The following is a 15,929-nucleotide window of genomic DNA, read 5'->3' as shown; positions in this document are numbered from 1 at the left end:
CAATGATTTTCCCGAATTTACAGGAAGATGTATACCAAAATTATTCTCGGGGAGATTTGGTTTGTCTAGAAAGTCACTTGCAGGTTCGTGAATTAATAAATGGATTAAAAGAACGACGAGGGTCTACAGAGAAGGCTTATTCTTATCCATTACTTGGTGAAATAGGCATATTTTTTGATTTGCCCTTATTTTCAAGGAATTACTTCACTACAGGCGCAATTATTACTCACCCAGTATTCAATCAAGATAAAGTTGATGTAGCACTTATTGCTCAATTCGTATATGAGGCGTTTATTCTTCTGATACCATACGAGAGGCAAGATATCAATTACGCAACTGACAAGTTTAGAATCAAAATAGATCCATTAAAGAAAGATGGAAAGTTTATAGCAATTTATGATCAAACATATGGAAGTTTACGTTTGACTAGCAGAGTCTTGGAAGAAGATGTCTTGAATCGAATTCTTGTAGAAGCAAAAAATGTTGCTTCAAAACAGGAACTTATAGATGTCAATCAACAAACATTAGATGCGTTTGATTTGCTAATAAAGGCAACCAATAAATCTAAAAACAATCTATCCTTGGGCCAAAAAATTATCCCTTTGCTTGGAAGCAATTATAAACGAGTGATTCTTCCTAAAAGTAAAGGCGTTCTTCTCACTATGAATAACGAGGAATTTACTATTGAAAGAGTTTTCTTGACTCTTGATGGTCTTAAGTATGAAGGAAAAACACCTCACCAACGTTCCGAAAAATTAATGCCAGCAATAGAGCATGTTAAGGAACTACCAGGTGAAAGCAAAGTCGGATATTACAATTTAACAACAGGAATTATTGAGAAATTAACAAAGAAACAGATAGAAGCAATTGAGAAGGAATACAAAGAGAATACTATAGTTGAGTAGAAGAATCGAAAACAGCCCGCAATGGTAGGATGTAGTATGACCTCTTCCCGATCAAGATAATTTTTGAGCTGGGCGATTGACCTCTCCCTGATTAGCGTCATAATCGGCATGTTGACTTGTCCCTCTCCTAAAGGAGAGGGTATTTTTTGTCTTCTTTTCTGCGTGATAAGGTTGAGCTTTCCTAGCCAACGCTTCGTTTGAGGAAGGTTCCAGCCTCTCCCCTTTAGGCGAGACGGGAGAGGGGTTAAAATAACGCCATGAACAAAAAATTCTCGGGAGACAACTTCGGCGGTTTTTTGAAAAGGAAAAAGCTTAAGGGGGCTCCCCCGCTCCGGCAATCGCCGTGGGGTGAAAGTCAATAGGGAGGAACAATTTTACCCTTCCACGCAACGTGACGGGACAAGTTGAAAATCGAAAAATGGAGGTTAATTGGCTGGCATTTAGAGTAAGACAATATGCTCCCTGAAGAGGGATTTTGATTGTGGTCTGTGCCCCCTCCGCCTTCGGCACCTCCCCCAAATGGGACAATAAAAAGTATTCAAAAAATTGTATGTATTCCATCGTCCCATTTGGGGGAGGACGGTGGGGGTCGAGTCTGCGCCAATCCAGGCGATTTTTGGGCTGAGTGATTGTCCCCGCTTATGATAGCAATTGACAGTAAGAAGTCGTATGATGAACCTATCCCTGTCGCAAATATCATTATGGAGAACATCATGAACAAAGACACACTTCGTCAACTTGCCAATGCACTGTCCGTTGTCATCGCACTGACCGTCAACATCCTCGCCAGCACCCTGCCGCTCAACGGGCAGAACACAGGCGAGATCTCAGACCGCTTTCAAGTCTACTTCGTCCCTGCGGGGTACGTCTTCGCCATTTGGGGCATCATCTACATCGGCTGGATCGCATTCAGCATTTATCAATTTCGAGCCGACCAAAAGGAAAGTCCGCGCCTGCGCAAGCTCGGATATTTATTTGCCCTGAGCGGCATCTTCAACGCGGCCTGGCTTTTCTGCTGGCATTACAACCTGTTCGGCTTGAGTGTGCTTGTCATGCTCACCCTGCTCGGTCTGCTCATCGCCAGTTATCTCAAACTCAACGTCGGGCGCACACCTGTCAGCGCCGCTGAAAAATGGAGCGTGGATGTTCCTTTCAGCGTCTACCTCGGCTGGATCTCCGTCGCCACAGTCGCCAACGTCACCGACTATCTTTACTTCATCAACTGGAATGGATTTGGACTCGCGCCGCAGGCTTGGGCGGTTGTCATGCTGGTTGTTGCGTGTCTGCTTGGTCTGCTCATGACGGTCACACGCAGGGACAGCGGATACGTCTTCGTGTTGGTTTGGTCCTTCGCTGGGATCGCTCAAAAGCAGTCCGATACGGCTCTGGTGGCGAATAGCGCCTGGGTCGCAACCGTGTTCGTGCTTGGGCTGGCGATCTACAGCATTATTCAACGGCGGCGCGCGAAGGCATAACCAAAACAATTCAGGAATCAAAAGGACGGGCGATTTGCCCGTCCTTTCTTTTTACACTCAATCTAGGAGGAGAGAGATGCTTCTTATTGAGGCGGGAGAAGAACCGCGTCAATTACGTGGATCACACCATTGGAGGCTTCGATGTCAGTAATGATGACTTGCACGGTGTCGTTCAGGAAAACCTTGCCATCCTTGACGGTGATGGTGACATCCTTGCCAAGTACAGTGGTGGCGCCGGAAAGAGTAACTACATCCGCGGCCATGACCTTGCCAGAAACGACATGATAGAGCAGGATGTCGGTCAGCGCCTGCTTGCTTTCGGGCAGGAGCAATGTGTCAAGGGTGCCAGCGGGTAATGCAGCGAAGGCATCGTCCGTGGGAGCGAAAACTGTGAAGGGACCATCGCCGCTCAAAGTCTCGACCAGATCGGCGGCTGTCAGAGCAGCTACCAGGGTGGTGAAGCGGCCGTCAGCGACAGCGATGTCCACGATGGTGTTCTTTTCTTCCATCGCAGCTTCATCGGCTGGAGGCAGGAGGACCGCATCGATCACATGGATCACGCCATTGGAAGTGGCTATATCAGTAATAATCACTTGCGCATCGTTGATGTAGACATTGCCCATATCAACTTTGACGGTAACATCCTTGCCAAGCACGGTGGTGGCGCTGGTCAGAGCGGTCACATCAGCAGCCATGACGTTGCCTGAAACGACATGATAAAGCAGAATGTCGGTCAGAGCCTGCTTGTTTTCGGGCAGGAGCAAGCTATCGAGTGTGCCAGCGGGTAAAGCGGCGAAAGCATCATCGGTGGGGGCGAATACGGTGAAAGGACCTTCGCCCTTGAGCGTATCCACCAATTCAGCGGCTTGGACTGCGGCCACAAGTGTTGTGAAGCGGCCATCCGCGACAGCGGTGTCTACGATATCGCTGAGCATCGGCTCAGGGGTGGCGGTTGGCTCAGGCATCGGTGTAGCCGTGGGAGCGGGAGTGGCAGCGGGCGCACAGGCGGCTAAAGCCAGAGAAGCAACTACGAGTAAGACTGCGAACATTGAAAAACGTTTCATTTTTTTCTCCATTTCTAAGGTTGTTATATGTTTGCACAGGTTTTGCACATATATTGTTCGTATTTTACGTGTTTTGTACAGGTTGTCAATATACTAGAATATTCTCTAATAAATTACTTAATCTAGCCAGTGTTTTTGGATACGATCACGAGGGTTTGATGAGAACGCTATAATATTGCTATTAATCTTCCGAAGAAAACAAATTTAGAATGTCGTATTTGCCTACAGGGTTTTGACTTCTTTTAGCCAACATTTCGTTTGAGGAAGGTTCTAGCCTCTCCCCTTTAGAGAACATCGTACCCGAAGCGAAGATGAGAGGGGTAAAATAACAAACGTGACAATCAAGTTGTCAAATCCGACCAACTGGAGTTCGCCATGCTTGAATACGTCAACCTCGATCTGGCTTTAGGGCAAGAGGAATATAAAAAAAGATTAAGGCCATTACAGCAGCGCCTGTATGAATTGGAGCACGCCGTCTTCGACGCGAAAGTTCCAGTCATCATTGTGTTCGAGGGCTGGGCCGCCACAGGCAAGGGACGGCTGATCAGTCTGCTCGCCGAGCGATTGGATCCGCGCGGCTTCCGCGTCGTCCCGATCACGCCGCCGCGCACTGCCGAGCTGCGCTACCCGTGGATGTGGCGCTTCTGGCTCAAGATCCCTGCCCGCGGGCAAATGGTCGCGTTCGACACATCATGGTATCGCAGGGTCTTGATCGACCGCCTGAACAAGACGATCAACAAGGATGAACTGCGCGCCTCCTATCAGGACATCGCCGAGTTCGAAGAAATGCTGGCCGCAGATGGAACGGTCATCCTGAAATTCTGGCTGCACATCGGCGAAGAGGATCAGAAGAAACGCATCAAGAAATTGCGCAAGGATAAGTTGACCGCCTGGCAGGTGGGAGAGGAAGATGAACTGCAAAACAAGCGCTATGAAAAATACGCAGGCTATGTCGAAGACATGATCGCGCGTACCGATTCGCCTCATGCCCCCTGGACGATTGTTGAAGCAACCGATCGATATTACATGCGCATCAAGGTTTTTGAAACGATCATCGCTTCGCTCGAAGCGCGTCTGGGGCTACCTTCATCAGCGGGGACGAAAGCCAAACGTCCGCGTGCAACAAAGGAAATGAAAGGAGCCGTCAATGCTTGAGCGACTTGATCTTACATTGGCACTTGAGCGTGATGAATATGACAAGCAGCTCAAGGCTTTACAGGCTGAGTTGCATGAACTGGCCTTTCAAGTCTACGCACAGAAGCGGCCCGTGGTCATTGTCTTTGAAGGCATGGATGCCTCAGGCAAAGGCGGCTCGATCAAACGCCTGACCGAACGCATCGATCCGCGCGGCTATGTGGTCTGGCCCATCGCCGCGCCATCGGGCGAAGAAAAAGAACGTCATTACCTGTATCGTTTTTGGCGGCGATTGCCCGAGCAGGGACAGATCGCCATCTTTGACCGTTCATGGTACGGGCGCGTACTGGTCGAGCGGCTGGAAGGATTTTGCACCGAAGCGGATTGGCGCCGCGCCTATAGCGAGATCAATCAGTTCGAGCGTCAACTCACCGACTCTGGCACGATCGTCTTCAAATTCTGGATGCACATCAGCAAGCAGGAACAACTACGCCGCTTCCGCGAACGCACGAAGACAAATTACAAAACATGGAAGATCACAGATGAAGATTGGCGCAATCGCGGCAAATGGGAGGATTACATTATCGCCGCAGAAGAGATGCTGTTGAAGACCAGCACCCCCGATTCTCCCTGGACGCTGGTGGAAGCCAACGACAAATATTTTGCGCGCATCAAGTCCCTGCGCACGGTTGCGGAGAAATTGCGGCGGGCGTTGAAGTGAAAAGCCAATAGCGCCATCATCATAAATTCAGTTCAATCCTCTCCATTTAGGCACACATCCTGAAGGAGAGGGTATCTTGTTTCTGGTCCGCGACCCCAGCGCGGTGAGGCAATTTTCCGTCTCTAGGCCCAATTCCCTGCTGAAACCCAACGGCCAGATATGGGCCTCCGCCGAAGCACAACCCGCAGCATGGGGTTACTATATAAAACCATTTTACAGGTAGGCAGGTATGAAACTTCTTCGCATTACTACGTTCGTTGGTGGTCTGGTCATTCTCCTCGTTGCATTCGGCTTTATCTATCGGCATCCCTTCGCCACATCCATCTGGCCCTGGGAAGATGGCCGCTACTCCTACTTATTCGTCGGCTCCATCCTGGCTGCTGTCAGCGCCGCCATGCTCTGGGTCGGCTGGACGGGCGAATTCGGCGCACTGCCCGCAGGTTCGCTCAATGTCTTCGTCATCGCCCTCACCACTTCCATTTACTTTTTCAAACTCGCATCACAAGGACGTGCAGGCATGACTCTCTTTGGCGTATTAGGTATCTTCTCAGCCATTGCCAGTCTCGCCACATTCTTCTGGAGTTTGAGGATTCCGCTCAAAGAGACTCGTCCCATGCCCAAGCCTGTCAAAGTCTCGTTTTGGATATTCATCGCTTCTCTCTTCGCTGCGGGCGGGTCGCTGATTCTAGGAGCACCCATCTTCCCCTGGAAATTAAACCCCGATTCATCCGTCGTCTTTGGCTGCATCTTCCTTGGTGACGCCTTCTACTTCCTCTATGGCATGTTCCGACCCAACTGGCACAATGCCCTCGGTCAACTGCTCAGTTTCCTCGCCTACGACCTTGTACTCATTGTCCCATTTGTGGGATTACTCAACACCGTGGAACCTGACCGCCTCATAAGTCTCATCATATATACAGCCGTCCTCATCTACAGCGGCGGGCTGGCAGCTGTATTACCTATTTATCAACCCACAAACCCGTTTCGGCTCGCAAACTATATAAGTGCTGATAACAAACAAAAAGTTTTATTCTTCACACCCGCCCAGCCTGAAAAGCTGATTGGTTATACTCTCACGCAGGAGAACATTATGAACACAAAACTACTTATGACATCCAGCGCTCTCGTCCTCGGGCTGGCTGGGATACTCTTTTTGTTCATGCCTGACCTAGTCTTGTCGGCGCAGGGAGTGACCGACACGGGCGTAATGTCCACGCTGGTGCAGTTGATGGGCACGTTGTACTTCGCCTTTGCATTAATGAATTGGACGGCAAAGGATGGCATCATCGGCGGCATTTACGCGCGGCCCGTGTCACTGGGAAATTTCGCTCACTTTTTTGCAGGGGCGCTGCTGTTGGTGAAGGTTCAATTCTCCAGTGAATTCAATGGGTTGATATTTGCCGTGATGATTGTGTATGTGGTTTATGCCGCCAGCTTTTATTGGCTTGTATTTCGGGCCACGGGGATCAAGAGCTAACGGGCTTTCCGTCTTCGGCTTTCCATGCTGATGTAGAAGACAAAGATCGCGATCAACATGATGCCCATCAAGGCGGTGTACCAGTTAAAGATGCCCGTGCTGAAATCGGCGGGGTTCATGGCTGCAGCGACAAAGATCAGGCTGTAGGCAATGAAGATGCCTTCGAGGATGGCGCGCCAAGCCGTCCAGCGTGGGTCGAGGGAGATTGCCCATGCGCCGGTGCCGATCACGGAGAGCCATCCGCACAGCACGCGCGCGGTGAGCGGGGATAATGTCCACGGCCAGATGGGGATGAGTAGATTCGGGAAGATAAAACCCAGTAGAACAAAGACCAGCACTAGGGTCCCAAAGATGCGGGTGACCAGTCGGGCAATCGGTGAAACGTTCAGGTCTGATTCCTCAGGCAGATTCGAATCGGTCCGCCTGTTATAGATCCAAAGTGCGGGAATTAAAAACGGGGAAATGATGTAAAGGATCAGCCATGCCATAAAGGGGATCGTGCCGAGCGAAAAACGGTCCCAATGCAGCAGGGTGGCGACGAGCATCGCAATGGTGAAAACGGTAACAGCGGGGAACACGGCCTGCACACGATGCCAGCGCTTGCCAAAGGCGGTCTGCGCGAGGATCCATGCGCCGCCAAGATACGCCGAGCCGAAATACATCGAAGACATGTGCGGTTTAATGGCCCAGGCAAATAACTCGCCTGTGCGGTCTGGCAGAAAAAACAGAATCCCGAACGCAGCAACTAAAAACAGAACAACAACGGCTGTGATCACACGAGTTAATGGAAGGATCGAATCGTTTTTCATGGCGGCATCTTCTCCATTTTCAAATGATAAATTTCAGCGATGTTACCATGCCTGCAATCAAACTCGCCCACGAAAATTATCTTCGTGAGCGAGTTTTAGTTTTTCAAAGCAGGTGATTGTTATCGCACGATCACCGCATCAAACGAAACGGTGGCGTTAATGGTAGTCAGCGGAACAAAGACCAGTTTCAATGTATGGTTTCCTGGTTCGAGCTGGCCAGGATAATCCCAGCGAAACTGGAAGGCAACCGCAGATGACCTTTCATCGATCGTCCCAACCAAAATATCATCCACATAAACATCCATCTTTCCATAGGAAGGGTCGGCCTTGTAGACAACGCTAAAGGATTGTCCCGTGAAAGCAAAGGTCAAAAAAGTATCTCTCCGGGCTGTCTGCTTAAGAGAACCATTATAGGCTCGCGGTTTATACACATCCCTCCAACCATCAGAGTATACGAACGCACTATCCTTATCGTCGTAGGTCGTTTCAAAGGCGGGCGGTATGGATGTCGATGTAAAAGTAGGCACGACTGGAATGAGGGACGCCGTGGGAGTAGGAGATACAGGCAAAGCAGATGCGGTCGGACTCGGCGGAGGCAGGGTCGCTGTCTTTGTGGCAGTCGGCAACACTGGAGCAGGGGATGCCGTTCGCGTGACCGTGGCTGGAATGACAGTCGGCGTAAAGGTCAACGTGGGAGCCAGCCGGGTTGGTGTGGGGCTGGCCGCTCGTGTGGACGTAGCACTCGGCGCGATCGAAGTATTGGTTGGCGCAATTGCACTACAAGGGAAAGCGCCCATATAGGTTCCGCCAACGCCGCCCGTACAGGCTGGAGAATTCGGCTGTAAACGGAAATCACCTGCGGCGGAATTTACGAACAAGGGGCTGGCAAAAACGCCATGTACATCCAAACCCATCGACTGCCATTGCGGGGTGGTTTTGTTGGTGAAAGTACTGTCTATTCTTTGCACAAATTTTGCGCCATCGTACAAGTTGTAATCACTCGTGAAGCCCGATAACCCAGCGGATGAACTTGTAAACAGAAAAGAGACATTCTTGCTTGAAAGGATGTTGTTTTTCACCTCCCAATCACGGGAGTAATACTCGCCGTACTTAGCCAGAGCAATGGCTCCGTAATAGCCAGTCCCTGTCTGCGGATACTGGATGGTGTTGTTCACGATCCTGCCGCCCGCAGCGCCATAGACGTAAATGCCATTGGAGGTGACGTTATAGATCAAATTATTCCTGACCGTGATATTGGAATAGGTGTTGCGATATTCCGCATCGGCGTAGAAATCAGGTCCAAGACCGTAGTTTTCGATCAACATTCCAAACTGAACGTTGTAGATCACATTGCCTTCGAATGTCGAATCGAATGCATTTTCGATCTGGATTCCCATGCCTGCATCATGAATAATATTATTCCTTACATTACAACGGGTCACCGGATGCCCGGCGCCGTCGCAGTCGATGTGACCATCAACGATGGTGTTCCCTTCGATCAAAATGTTATCGGTATATTGCATCGACCAGATGCTGCGGACCTTATAGCCATGGATGAAGTTATTGCGGTAGGTATTGTCATAGCTCGTGGCGTACCAATCAGTGATCCCGTTGTTCCAGATGTTCTTCCCGTTGAATTCGCAATTTTCAACCAGATTATTATGGCCGTAAAACTTTACGTCCCCTTCCACGTAGCAATTCCGCAGAATAAAGCCGTTATTGCCGAGGGTCTTATCGTTCTTGCTCCACACGGTTCCCTGGCCAAAATATAGCGTCGCCTGACTGGTGACAACAGCAGAGATGAAGCGCAGCCCGTCAAAGGTATAGTAATGGGTATGGTTGCTTGTTCCCAACGTTTGGGCATTCCCAGAATTGACCGTACAAGCCCCAACCGCTGAACACTTGACCGTAATAGGCAAAGATACAGTACCGCTGGTCTTCAGCGTCAGGGATTCGTTATATGTCCCTGCTGTGACCAGACAGGTATCGCCCGCTACGACAATATTCAGGCATTTTTGGATCGTCCTAAAAGGGGAAGAGGAAACCCCGGTCCCCGCATCATTTCCGCTTGTTGAAACGTAATAGATCTTCGCGACCGCCCCCGGGATGGGTGCCGATGAAGCACCAACAGCGGCGTAACTCCCCAATATCATTGCCAATAATACGAACCCTGTCCAAAATCTGACAACCAATCTATTCATTATTTTCTCCTCATGAAACATTCCAGGAGCAATGTGTCTCTCAGCCTTGTAATTTTGCATTCCTGTTTTTAAATTTTGATGTTGCGTGAATTTTTGCAACTCTTGGGCGTTTTGCCTATATGGAGATTAACATAGCCACCATTCAGGCACATACTCCTTGAATAGGAATTGAGTACTGGGCAACCCCACACTTATGCAAACCTAAAAACAGGCATTACAAATAAGCAAGATGCTTTTGTAATGCCTGTCTATAAATGGCCCAAAAACGCGTCCAAGTTGAAATAAAAACCGGTGTGAATCACAAACGCTGCAAAATAAAAATTCTCCCACCTGAGCGTGGACAAAACCCGACATTGAACACTCAGCCAAAATTTGGTACTATATATATGACAAAATTTATCCGAATTAGACTGCACAATCCACGCTCTCGGCGGGTAATTTCCACTCGTACGGCTCACACACAATTTATTGGTATAAGAGGAGATGAAATTATGTTTGCAAGAATGGTCAGATCACACGTACTTCCCGGTAAAACAGACAAAGCCTTAGCCATCTGGAGAGACAAGATAGTACCTATTATGAAGGAGGCAAGAGGGTTTAACGGCGCCTACGTCATCGGAGATCGTGAAACTGGGCAGGGCATTACCATCACATTTTGGGAAACGGAAGCCGACGCCATTACAATGAACTCTTCATTTGGGACAGTTATCGTTTTTTTTGAAGGGCTGCTTGAAGGGCCGCCCGAACTAAGTCAACTGGAGGTTCTATTACAGGTCTGAAATAAGAAAACTCCCCCTGGGCTTGAAAGCATTTGCATTGCGCCCCACAGAAATGTATACTGATATTGGGTCGTGTCTGCCTTTCAATCAACATCAGGAGGTTCCATGGAAAAGCTTATCGGCTTGTGGATCGATCGAAAGAAAGCGTTGATCCTGATCATCGAAGAAAAGAAGGAGCAACTAAAGCAAATTCAATCTAATTTGGAAAAAAACACCCGTTTTCGAGGGGGCGCCCGTGCAAAGCAACCCTACAGCGCACAATTCTTCACGGCAGAGGACCAAATAGACAGACGCCTGGGGGAACATCTGAAAAAATATTACGGCGAGGTTGTCGCCAACATCCGTGACGCCGCATCCATTTTGATCATGGGGCCGGGCGAAGCCAAATTTGAGTTTGAAAAACGCCTGATCCATGAGCGGATCGGTCAGAAGGTGGCAGTGATCGAAGCCGCCGATAAATTGACAGAGCGTCAGTTCGCAGCAAAAGTTCGAAAGTATTTCAAAGAATAGCCTGTAAACAGATTTTCAAAAAGATTTCCATCCACGGATGGAAATCTTTTTCTTTCAGCGCCATGAAAACATGGGGCAGCTGGACTGTCATTTTGAATTCATCTACTCAATATATAATTTCATAAAAGGAGCAAAAAAGAAAATGAATACCCCTACACGTTATCATCCACTATCAGTCGCATTACACTGGCTCACGGTCTTGTTGATATTCGGAGCAGGTTTCCTCTCGGAAGAAGGCGGAAGGTCTCCGATCAATATCCACATGATCATTGGCAGCATGCTGCTGATCGTATTACTCATCCGCATTGTGGTGCGATTTGCCACTAAACAACCCGCACAAGCCGATACCGGGAATGCGCTCCTGAACAAACTGGGCGAGTTGATGCACTATGGCCTGTATCTTGCGGCATTTTTCATCCTCGGCATGGGTGCCTTGATCGCGAACAAAAGAAATTTGTTTGCAGTTGCAATGGGCAGCGGGTCAGTGGCTGGCAAAGCTGGTTCTCTTGGCGAGATTCACCAACTTGGCTGGTTTCTCGTCATCCTGCTGGTACTGGGTCACGTTGGCGCGGCGCTTTATCACCAATTCATTCTCAAGGATAACTTGTTAAACAGAATGTGGTTTGGAAAGCAGTAAAAGGGATGGCAGGTACAAAAACTCCGAAGCGGAAACTTCGGAGTTTTGTTTTGAAAATCTATTCAAATGCACGGATATGTCTTTGCCGCAGGATCAACAGGGATAAACCCTGAACGATCAACGTCGCAAGGATGGCCGCCCCAAACGACACCGCGAGGCTGGTCTGCTCGATCAATAAACCGAGCACGAGATAAAACCCCGCGAACGAAAAGAGACCAAGGATCAAGCCGTTTAAAACATTCACTGCACCCGCATGGCCTTGATGACGATGCGAAAAGATCGTCAAAATGCTGACGTACAACGGAATCGTGGTCAGCAGCCCCGTCAGGCGTGAGCCGATATAGGGCGCGATGCCTGTGATGAGCAAAATAAAACTCGTCCCGATCAAAATACGCGATGGGATATCCCACCCACTCGGGTTCGAAACAGACGGCACGGCCTGTTCCTTTGGCATCAGCCTCAAGCCGATAAAAATAACAGCAACGACAAGAAAGAAAAGCGGAATAAAGGGAATGGTGACGTTTTGTAAAAAAGCAGTCATGCCAGTAAAAACAAAAATACCAGAGAGGATCGAAACCAGCCAATTAAATCTTTTTGATACCCAGGCATATGTGAGGCTGAATGCGATGAGGGAAAAGCCGCCGCTTAACGTGCCGCGAATCGAATCAAAAACGAAGGCACGGTCGTGGCTGAGAGCCAGGAAAAAAGCCACAGGTCCCGAGGTAAGCGGAAGCCCCACCAGCCATCCACTCACCGCCGCGCCCCATCGCCGCCCCGCCAAGCTTGCCGATCCGATGATGACCGGCGCAAGGATCAATTTCAAAACCAAAATATTCATAATGCTGAAATCCAGTAGATCGTCGTGAGAATCGTAAAATCGGCGGCCATGTGACCCAGCGAAGCGGCAAGCAAGCCGCCATCTTCGCGGGAGATCTGCCTCCACAGCCAGCCTGCAGAGACCAGGATCATAACAGCAAACAAAATGAAAATCGGTCGCACCCTGCCCCACAAGATCATCGAATGATAGCCCGCAAATACGACATCACCAATATACAAGTTGAGCATGTCATTACCAAGCACGCCGCGCCAGAAATATTCCTCAACAAATGGATTGATCAGCGAAAAATAAGCGATAAACCACGGCCACGATGCAAGCGTCAACCCCATCGACAAAAGCTGCGCAGGCAGGTCATCCGCCACATCAAACACAGGCCAGAGAAAATACAAACCGATCCCGCTGGTACTGCAAAAAAGGACGCTTGCCGCGATCCATTTTGGAGATCGGCTTTTGAAAAGTGTGTTCACGGGCAGGCTGGGACGCAAAACCCAAACCGTAAACAAGATCACGATGTGAAATCCGACTAGGGCTGCCCAGGCATTGTTGAACCAAAACAATCCCGCTCCTATTGCAAGATAAGGAAGAACGGGGGCAAAGCTTTTATATTGGTTCATGTCTGTTATGCCTTTTGAATGGAATCATATGTCCCCATAGGTGAGGATGTCCCCGCTTAACTTACTTCAGTGATGATCGTGCGCTTTGCGCCTGCAGACATTAAAGCCGCCGCCACAGACTCCGCTTTGGCAGGATCCACTAAAGCGATCATATTACCCCCACGTCCGCCGCCGCTCATTTTGGCGCCGAGTGCGCCAGCCTTGCGAGCCGCTTCAACAAGGGAATCCAATTCGGGGGAAGAGACTGTCAGTTCCTGCAAATATTCATGATTGTGATCCATCAGCTCGCCGAGCATCTCGGTTCGTCCGCTTTCGATGGAGCGCCTGCCGATCAACGCGATCTGCGCGATCTCGTTGAAGATGTTCTCCAGATTGAACTGGTCGCGGATCCACAGTCGGCGCACATCGCCTACGGATTCTTTCGTGGGGGCTGCAATGCCTGTATCGCCGATGACAATGGTGAACGGATTGCCTGTCTTGAAGGTTTCAACAGGCCGATCTTTCATAAAATAGACAGGCTTGCCATAAGTGATGACGGTGTTATCGATCCCCGAAGGCGTACCGTGATGAATCTTCTCGATCTCGTAGGTAAGTGCATTCACTTCATCATCCGTCATGGGACGGGAAAGGGAAGCCGACAACGCGCGGATCAAAGCCACAGACACCGCCGCGCCAGAGCCAAGCCCCGCCGCAACAGGGATGGTGGAGGAAATGCTGATATCCAAATTGGGCAGCGGGGAAATGCCAAAGCGCTGAATCACTTTCAGGATAACCGAAGCAATTGCATGGTCAGGCGGAAGCGAATTCAATTCGGCGTGCAGGTCAATGATCGGGGCATGAATCCAAATCCCTGCGCGGGGAGAATCCGAAACCTCGGCATCCACATGGACTTGAGTAACGGGCACAGCCAGTGCAGGGCGGCCATATACCACGGCGTGTTCGCCAAAAAGAATGATCTTGCCGGGCGCGGATGCTTTCATGAAAGATAAAAGATCGCCAACACGGTCAACCCCCAAAGAACCATCGCCAGTTGAAATGGACGGTCGGAGAGCAGCACTTCTTCCGGTGCGCCGCCCGCATGCTTCACTTCAATGAGATACATGTAGCGGAAGATGGCATACACCACAAAAGGAATGGTCAGCATCATGCTGTGATTCTCGGGCAGGTTGGGCGCGGAAAAAGTGTAAAGCGAGTAAGCCACAATGGTGGCGCCCGAAACGATCATGATGTATTGGTCGAGCAATGGCAGGGTGTAGCCATCGAGCACTTTGCGATGTGAACCCGCTCCGTGTGCGAGCAATGCAAGTTCGGCGCGGCGTTTGCCGAAACCGAGGAAGAGCGAGAGCAGGGTCATCACCACGTACAGCCAGGGCGAGAATCTTTCCACGTCGATAAGGGTGACACCTGCGCCCACACGCAGAACAAAACCTGCTGAAATGATCAGCACATCGAGAATCGGAACATGTTTGAGCCACTTCGAGTATGCGAGGTTGATGACGAAATATCCGCCAATCACGGCAAGCAGCGACGGTGTGAGCAGGTATGCGAGCACAAAGGTGATAATCACAAATAGGATGGCGGCAGTGATCGCAACACCCACAGGGAGTTTGCCAGAAGCAATGGGGCGATTCTTCTTTTCAGGATGCTGGCGGTCAGCCTCCACATCGGCGAGATCGTTGATGATGTAAACACAGGAAGAGATGAGGCTGAAAAGCGCAAAACCTGCCAGCGTGCGCAGGAATGCTTCAGGCTTGAACAATTGTTTATCTGCAACAAGTGCGGCGAAGATGAAAATGTTTTTTGTCACCCACTGCCGCGGGCGCATGGTTTTTATGAGGGCGGTTAACATGGGGCTATTTTACCTTATGTAAGGCACGGTAATATCTCGTCCTATCGCGCCCATACTCGCAGTAAAATAGACCCATGCCCAAAATTCGATTGGATGTTTTGCTCGTGGAACGCGGATTGGCCGAATCGCGCGCAAAAGCGCAAGCCCTCATTATGGCTGGACAGGTGCGAGTGAACGATCAAGTCGCCCTGAAACCTGCCACAGCGATAGACACAAAATCAGCGCTGACGGTGGATACCGGTCCACGCTTTGTTTCGCGCGGCGGCGAAAAACTGGATGCGGCACTGGAGAAATTCGGAATCGACGTGAAAGATTTCATCTGTGCAGATGTCGGCGCATCCACTGGCGGATTCACTGATTGCCTGCTGCAACGCGGAGCAACCAAAGTCTACGCCATTGACGTGGGCAAGGGCATCCTGCATTGGAAATTGCGAAACTACGCCCGCGTGGTCGTCATGGAGGAAACCAATGCGCGCCACGTCGAGTCACTGCCTGAGGCGGTGTCTTTGGTGACGGTGGATGCTTCATTTATTTCGTTGAAGATATTGCTGCCAGTAATCAAGAAGTGGTTTGACTTCTCACTTCTCACTTCTCACTCAAATGAAGTAAAAAGTAAAAAGGGAGAAGTTTTGGCCCTCATCAAACCCCAATTCGAGGCAGGGAAAAAAGATGTGGCCCGCGGCGATGGCGTTATCCGCGACCCTGAGATTCACAGACAGGTTTTATTGGATGTGCTGACGTTCGCGAAGCAGGAAGGCTTCAGTTTGCGCGGGTTGATTAAATCGCCATTACTGGGGCCAAAGGGAAACGCAGAGTTTTTGGTCTGGCTCGATTTTCAGGAAAATGGAAGATCGGTTGAAGAATTGGTGGATGAAGCAATGGCAGAAAGTACATCGCACCTTACTGAATAATGCTC

16 protein-coding genes are annotated in these 15,929 nt (G+C 49.8%); 9 read left to right on the top strand and 7 right to left on the bottom strand.

Features of this window, described 5'->3' with window-relative positions:
* Together IPI86_RS13250 and IPI86_RS13245 are read left to right on the top strand one after the other, a co-directional pair.
* The coding region (locus IPI86_RS13250) for a hypothetical protein (RefSeq protein ID WP_345298485.1) at positions 1-905 on the top strand (905 nt) is incomplete at its 5' end.
* A gap of 713 nt (positions 906-1,618) precedes the next feature.
* Complete coding sequence (locus IPI86_RS13245) at positions 1,619-2,380, top strand: tryptophan-rich sensory protein (RefSeq protein WP_345298484.1); 762 nt, start codon at positions 1,619-1,621, stop codon at positions 2,378-2,380.
* A gap of 83 nt (positions 2,381-2,463) precedes the next feature.
* Here IPI86_RS13245 and IPI86_RS13240 read toward each other — a convergent pair whose 3' ends face one another.
* Complete coding sequence (locus IPI86_RS13240; protein WP_345298483.1) at positions 2,464-3,444, bottom strand: fasciclin domain-containing protein; 981 nt, start codon at positions 3,442-3,444, stop codon at positions 2,464-2,466.
* 375 nt (positions 3,445-3,819) lie between these two features.
* On the opposite strand from IPI86_RS13240, the gene IPI86_RS13235 reads away from it, so the two are divergent.
* From IPI86_RS13235 to IPI86_RS13225, 3 genes are all read left to right on the top strand, one after another.
* A complete protein-coding gene (locus IPI86_RS13235; RefSeq protein ID WP_345298482.1) occupies positions 3,820-4,599 on the top strand; it encodes a hypothetical protein in 780 nt (259 codons plus the stop codon).
* Positions 4,592-5,299: a hypothetical protein gene (locus IPI86_RS13230; protein ID WP_345298481.1), complete on the top strand. Its 708-nt coding sequence runs from the start codon at positions 4,592-4,594 to the stop codon at positions 5,297-5,299. Before IPI86_RS13235 ends, IPI86_RS13230 begins: the two co-directional genes overlap by 8 nt.
* 229 nt (positions 5,300-5,528) lie before the next feature.
* Positions 5,529-6,776 (top strand): hypothetical protein, encoded by a 1,248-nt coding sequence (locus IPI86_RS13225; protein WP_345298480.1) that lies wholly within the window; start codon positions 5,529-5,531, stop codon positions 6,774-6,776.
* Here IPI86_RS13225 and IPI86_RS13220 read toward each other — a convergent pair.
* On the bottom strand, positions 6,773-7,585 hold the full coding sequence (locus IPI86_RS13220) for a hypothetical protein (protein WP_345298479.1): 813 nt from the start codon (positions 7,583-7,585) through the stop codon (positions 6,773-6,775). The genes IPI86_RS13225 and IPI86_RS13220 overlap by 4 nt on opposite strands.
* A gap of 119 nt (positions 7,586-7,704) precedes the next feature.
* Positions 7,705-9,786 carry a right-handed parallel beta-helix repeat-containing protein gene (locus IPI86_RS13215; protein WP_345298478.1) on the bottom strand — a complete coding sequence of 694 codons (2,082 nt, stop codon included), beginning with the start codon at positions 9,784-9,786 and terminating at the stop codon, positions 7,705-7,707.
* Positions 9,787-10,040: 254 nt separating this feature from the next.
* Between IPI86_RS13215 and IPI86_RS13210 the strand changes: the two genes are divergently transcribed.
* From IPI86_RS13210 to IPI86_RS13200, 3 genes are all read left to right on the top strand, one after another.
* On the top strand, positions 10,041-10,565 hold the full coding sequence (locus tag IPI86_RS13210; RefSeq protein ID WP_345298477.1) for a hypothetical protein: 525 nt from the start codon (positions 10,041-10,043) through the stop codon (positions 10,563-10,565).
* A 105-nt stretch (positions 10,566-10,670) separates the two neighbouring features.
* A complete protein-coding gene (locus IPI86_RS13205) occupies positions 10,671-11,075 on the top strand; it encodes a hypothetical protein (RefSeq protein WP_345298476.1) in 405 nt (134 codons plus the stop codon).
* A gap of 142 nt (positions 11,076-11,217) precedes the next feature.
* Positions 11,218-11,712 carry a cytochrome b/b6 domain-containing protein gene (locus tag IPI86_RS13200; protein WP_345298475.1) on the top strand — a complete coding sequence of 165 codons (495 nt, stop codon included), beginning with the start codon at positions 11,218-11,220 and terminating at the stop codon, positions 11,710-11,712.
* Between the two features lie 58 nt (positions 11,713-11,770).
* Here the strand turns inward: IPI86_RS13200 and IPI86_RS13195 are convergent, their stop codons facing one another.
* The 4 genes from IPI86_RS13195 to IPI86_RS13180 are packed head-to-tail and all read right to left on the bottom strand — an operon-like array spanning position 11,771 to position 15,013.
* On the bottom strand, positions 11,771-12,550 hold the full coding sequence (locus IPI86_RS13195) for a hypothetical protein (protein WP_345298474.1): 780 nt from the start codon (positions 12,548-12,550) through the stop codon (positions 11,771-11,773).
* Complete coding sequence (locus tag IPI86_RS13190; protein ID WP_345298473.1) at positions 12,547-13,164, bottom strand: CPBP family glutamic-type intramembrane protease; 618 nt, start codon at positions 13,162-13,164, stop codon at positions 12,547-12,549. The genes IPI86_RS13195 and IPI86_RS13190 overlap by 4 nt, the downstream gene beginning before the upstream one ends.
* A gap of 56 nt (positions 13,165-13,220) precedes the next feature.
* Complete coding sequence (gene mvk, locus IPI86_RS13185) at positions 13,221-14,144, bottom strand: mevalonate kinase (protein ID WP_345298472.1); 924 nt, start codon at positions 14,142-14,144, stop codon at positions 13,221-13,223.
* Positions 14,141-15,013 (bottom strand): decaprenyl-phosphate phosphoribosyltransferase, encoded by an 873-nt coding sequence (locus IPI86_RS13180; protein ID WP_345298471.1) that lies wholly within the window; start codon positions 15,011-15,013, stop codon positions 14,141-14,143. The genes mvk and IPI86_RS13180 overlap by 4 nt, the downstream gene beginning before the upstream one ends.
* Positions 15,014-15,087: 74 nt before the next feature.
* Between IPI86_RS13180 and IPI86_RS13175 the strand changes: the two genes are divergently transcribed.
* Positions 15,088-15,924 carry a TlyA family RNA methyltransferase gene (locus IPI86_RS13175; RefSeq protein WP_345298470.1) on the top strand — a complete coding sequence of 279 codons (837 nt, stop codon included), beginning with the start codon at positions 15,088-15,090 and terminating at the stop codon, positions 15,922-15,924.
* Positions 15,925-15,929 lie beyond the last annotated feature (5 nt).

Source organism: Candidatus Villigracilis affinis (genome assembly GCF_016705895.1).
GTDB classification, from domain to species: domain Bacteria; phylum Chloroflexota; class Anaerolineae; order Anaerolineales; family Villigracilaceae; genus Villigracilis; species Villigracilis affinis.
The sequence above is the reverse complement of the archived record's forward strand: the minus strand, read 5'-3'. Positions and strand labels throughout refer to the sequence as shown.

Excerpts from the sequence above, each read along its gene's own strand:
- mvk (WP_345298472.1), bottom strand. The coding sequence starts at position 14,144 with ATGAAAGCATCCGCGCCCGGCAAGATCATTCTTTTTGGCGAACACGCC.
- IPI86_RS13230 (WP_345298481.1), top strand. The coding sequence starts at position 4,592 with ATGCTTGAGCGACTTGATCTTACATTGGCACTTGAGCGTGATGAATAT.
- IPI86_RS13200 (WP_345298475.1), top strand. The coding sequence starts at position 11,218 with ATGAATACCCCTACACGTTATCATCCACTATCAGTCGCATTACACTGG.
- IPI86_RS13210 (WP_345298477.1), top strand. The coding sequence starts at position 10,041 with ATGGCCCAAAAACGCGTCCAAGTTGAAATAAAAACCGGTGTGAATCAC.
- IPI86_RS13220 (WP_345298479.1), bottom strand. The coding sequence starts at position 7,585 with ATGAAAAACGATTCGATCCTTCCATTAACTCGTGTGATCACAGCCGTT.
- IPI86_RS13240 (WP_345298483.1), bottom strand. The coding sequence starts at position 3,444 with ATGAAACGTTTTTCAATGTTCGCAGTCTTACTCGTAGTTGCTTCTCTG.
- IPI86_RS13175 (WP_345298470.1), top strand. The coding sequence starts at position 15,088 with ATGCCCAAAATTCGATTGGATGTTTTGCTCGTGGAACGCGGATTGGCC.
- IPI86_RS13180 (WP_345298471.1), bottom strand. The coding sequence starts at position 15,013 with ATGTTAACCGCCCTCATAAAAACCATGCGCCCGCGGCAGTGGGTGACA.
- IPI86_RS13245 (WP_345298484.1), top strand. The coding sequence starts at position 1,619 with ATGAACAAAGACACACTTCGTCAACTTGCCAATGCACTGTCCGTTGTC.
- IPI86_RS13190 (WP_345298473.1), bottom strand. The coding sequence starts at position 13,164 with ATGAACCAATATAAAAGCTTTGCCCCCGTTCTTCCTTATCTTGCAATA.
- IPI86_RS13225 (WP_345298480.1), top strand. The coding sequence starts at position 5,529 with ATGAAACTTCTTCGCATTACTACGTTCGTTGGTGGTCTGGTCATTCTC.
- IPI86_RS13205 (WP_345298476.1), top strand. The coding sequence starts at position 10,671 with ATGGAAAAGCTTATCGGCTTGTGGATCGATCGAAAGAAAGCGTTGATC.
- IPI86_RS13215 (WP_345298478.1), bottom strand. The coding sequence starts at position 9,786 with ATGAATAGATTGGTTGTCAGATTTTGGACAGGGTTCGTATTATTGGCA.
- IPI86_RS13235 (WP_345298482.1), top strand. The coding sequence starts at position 3,820 with ATGCTTGAATACGTCAACCTCGATCTGGCTTTAGGGCAAGAGGAATAT.
- IPI86_RS13195 (WP_345298474.1), bottom strand. The coding sequence starts at position 12,550 with ATGAATATTTTGGTTTTGAAATTGATCCTTGCGCCGGTCATCATCGGA.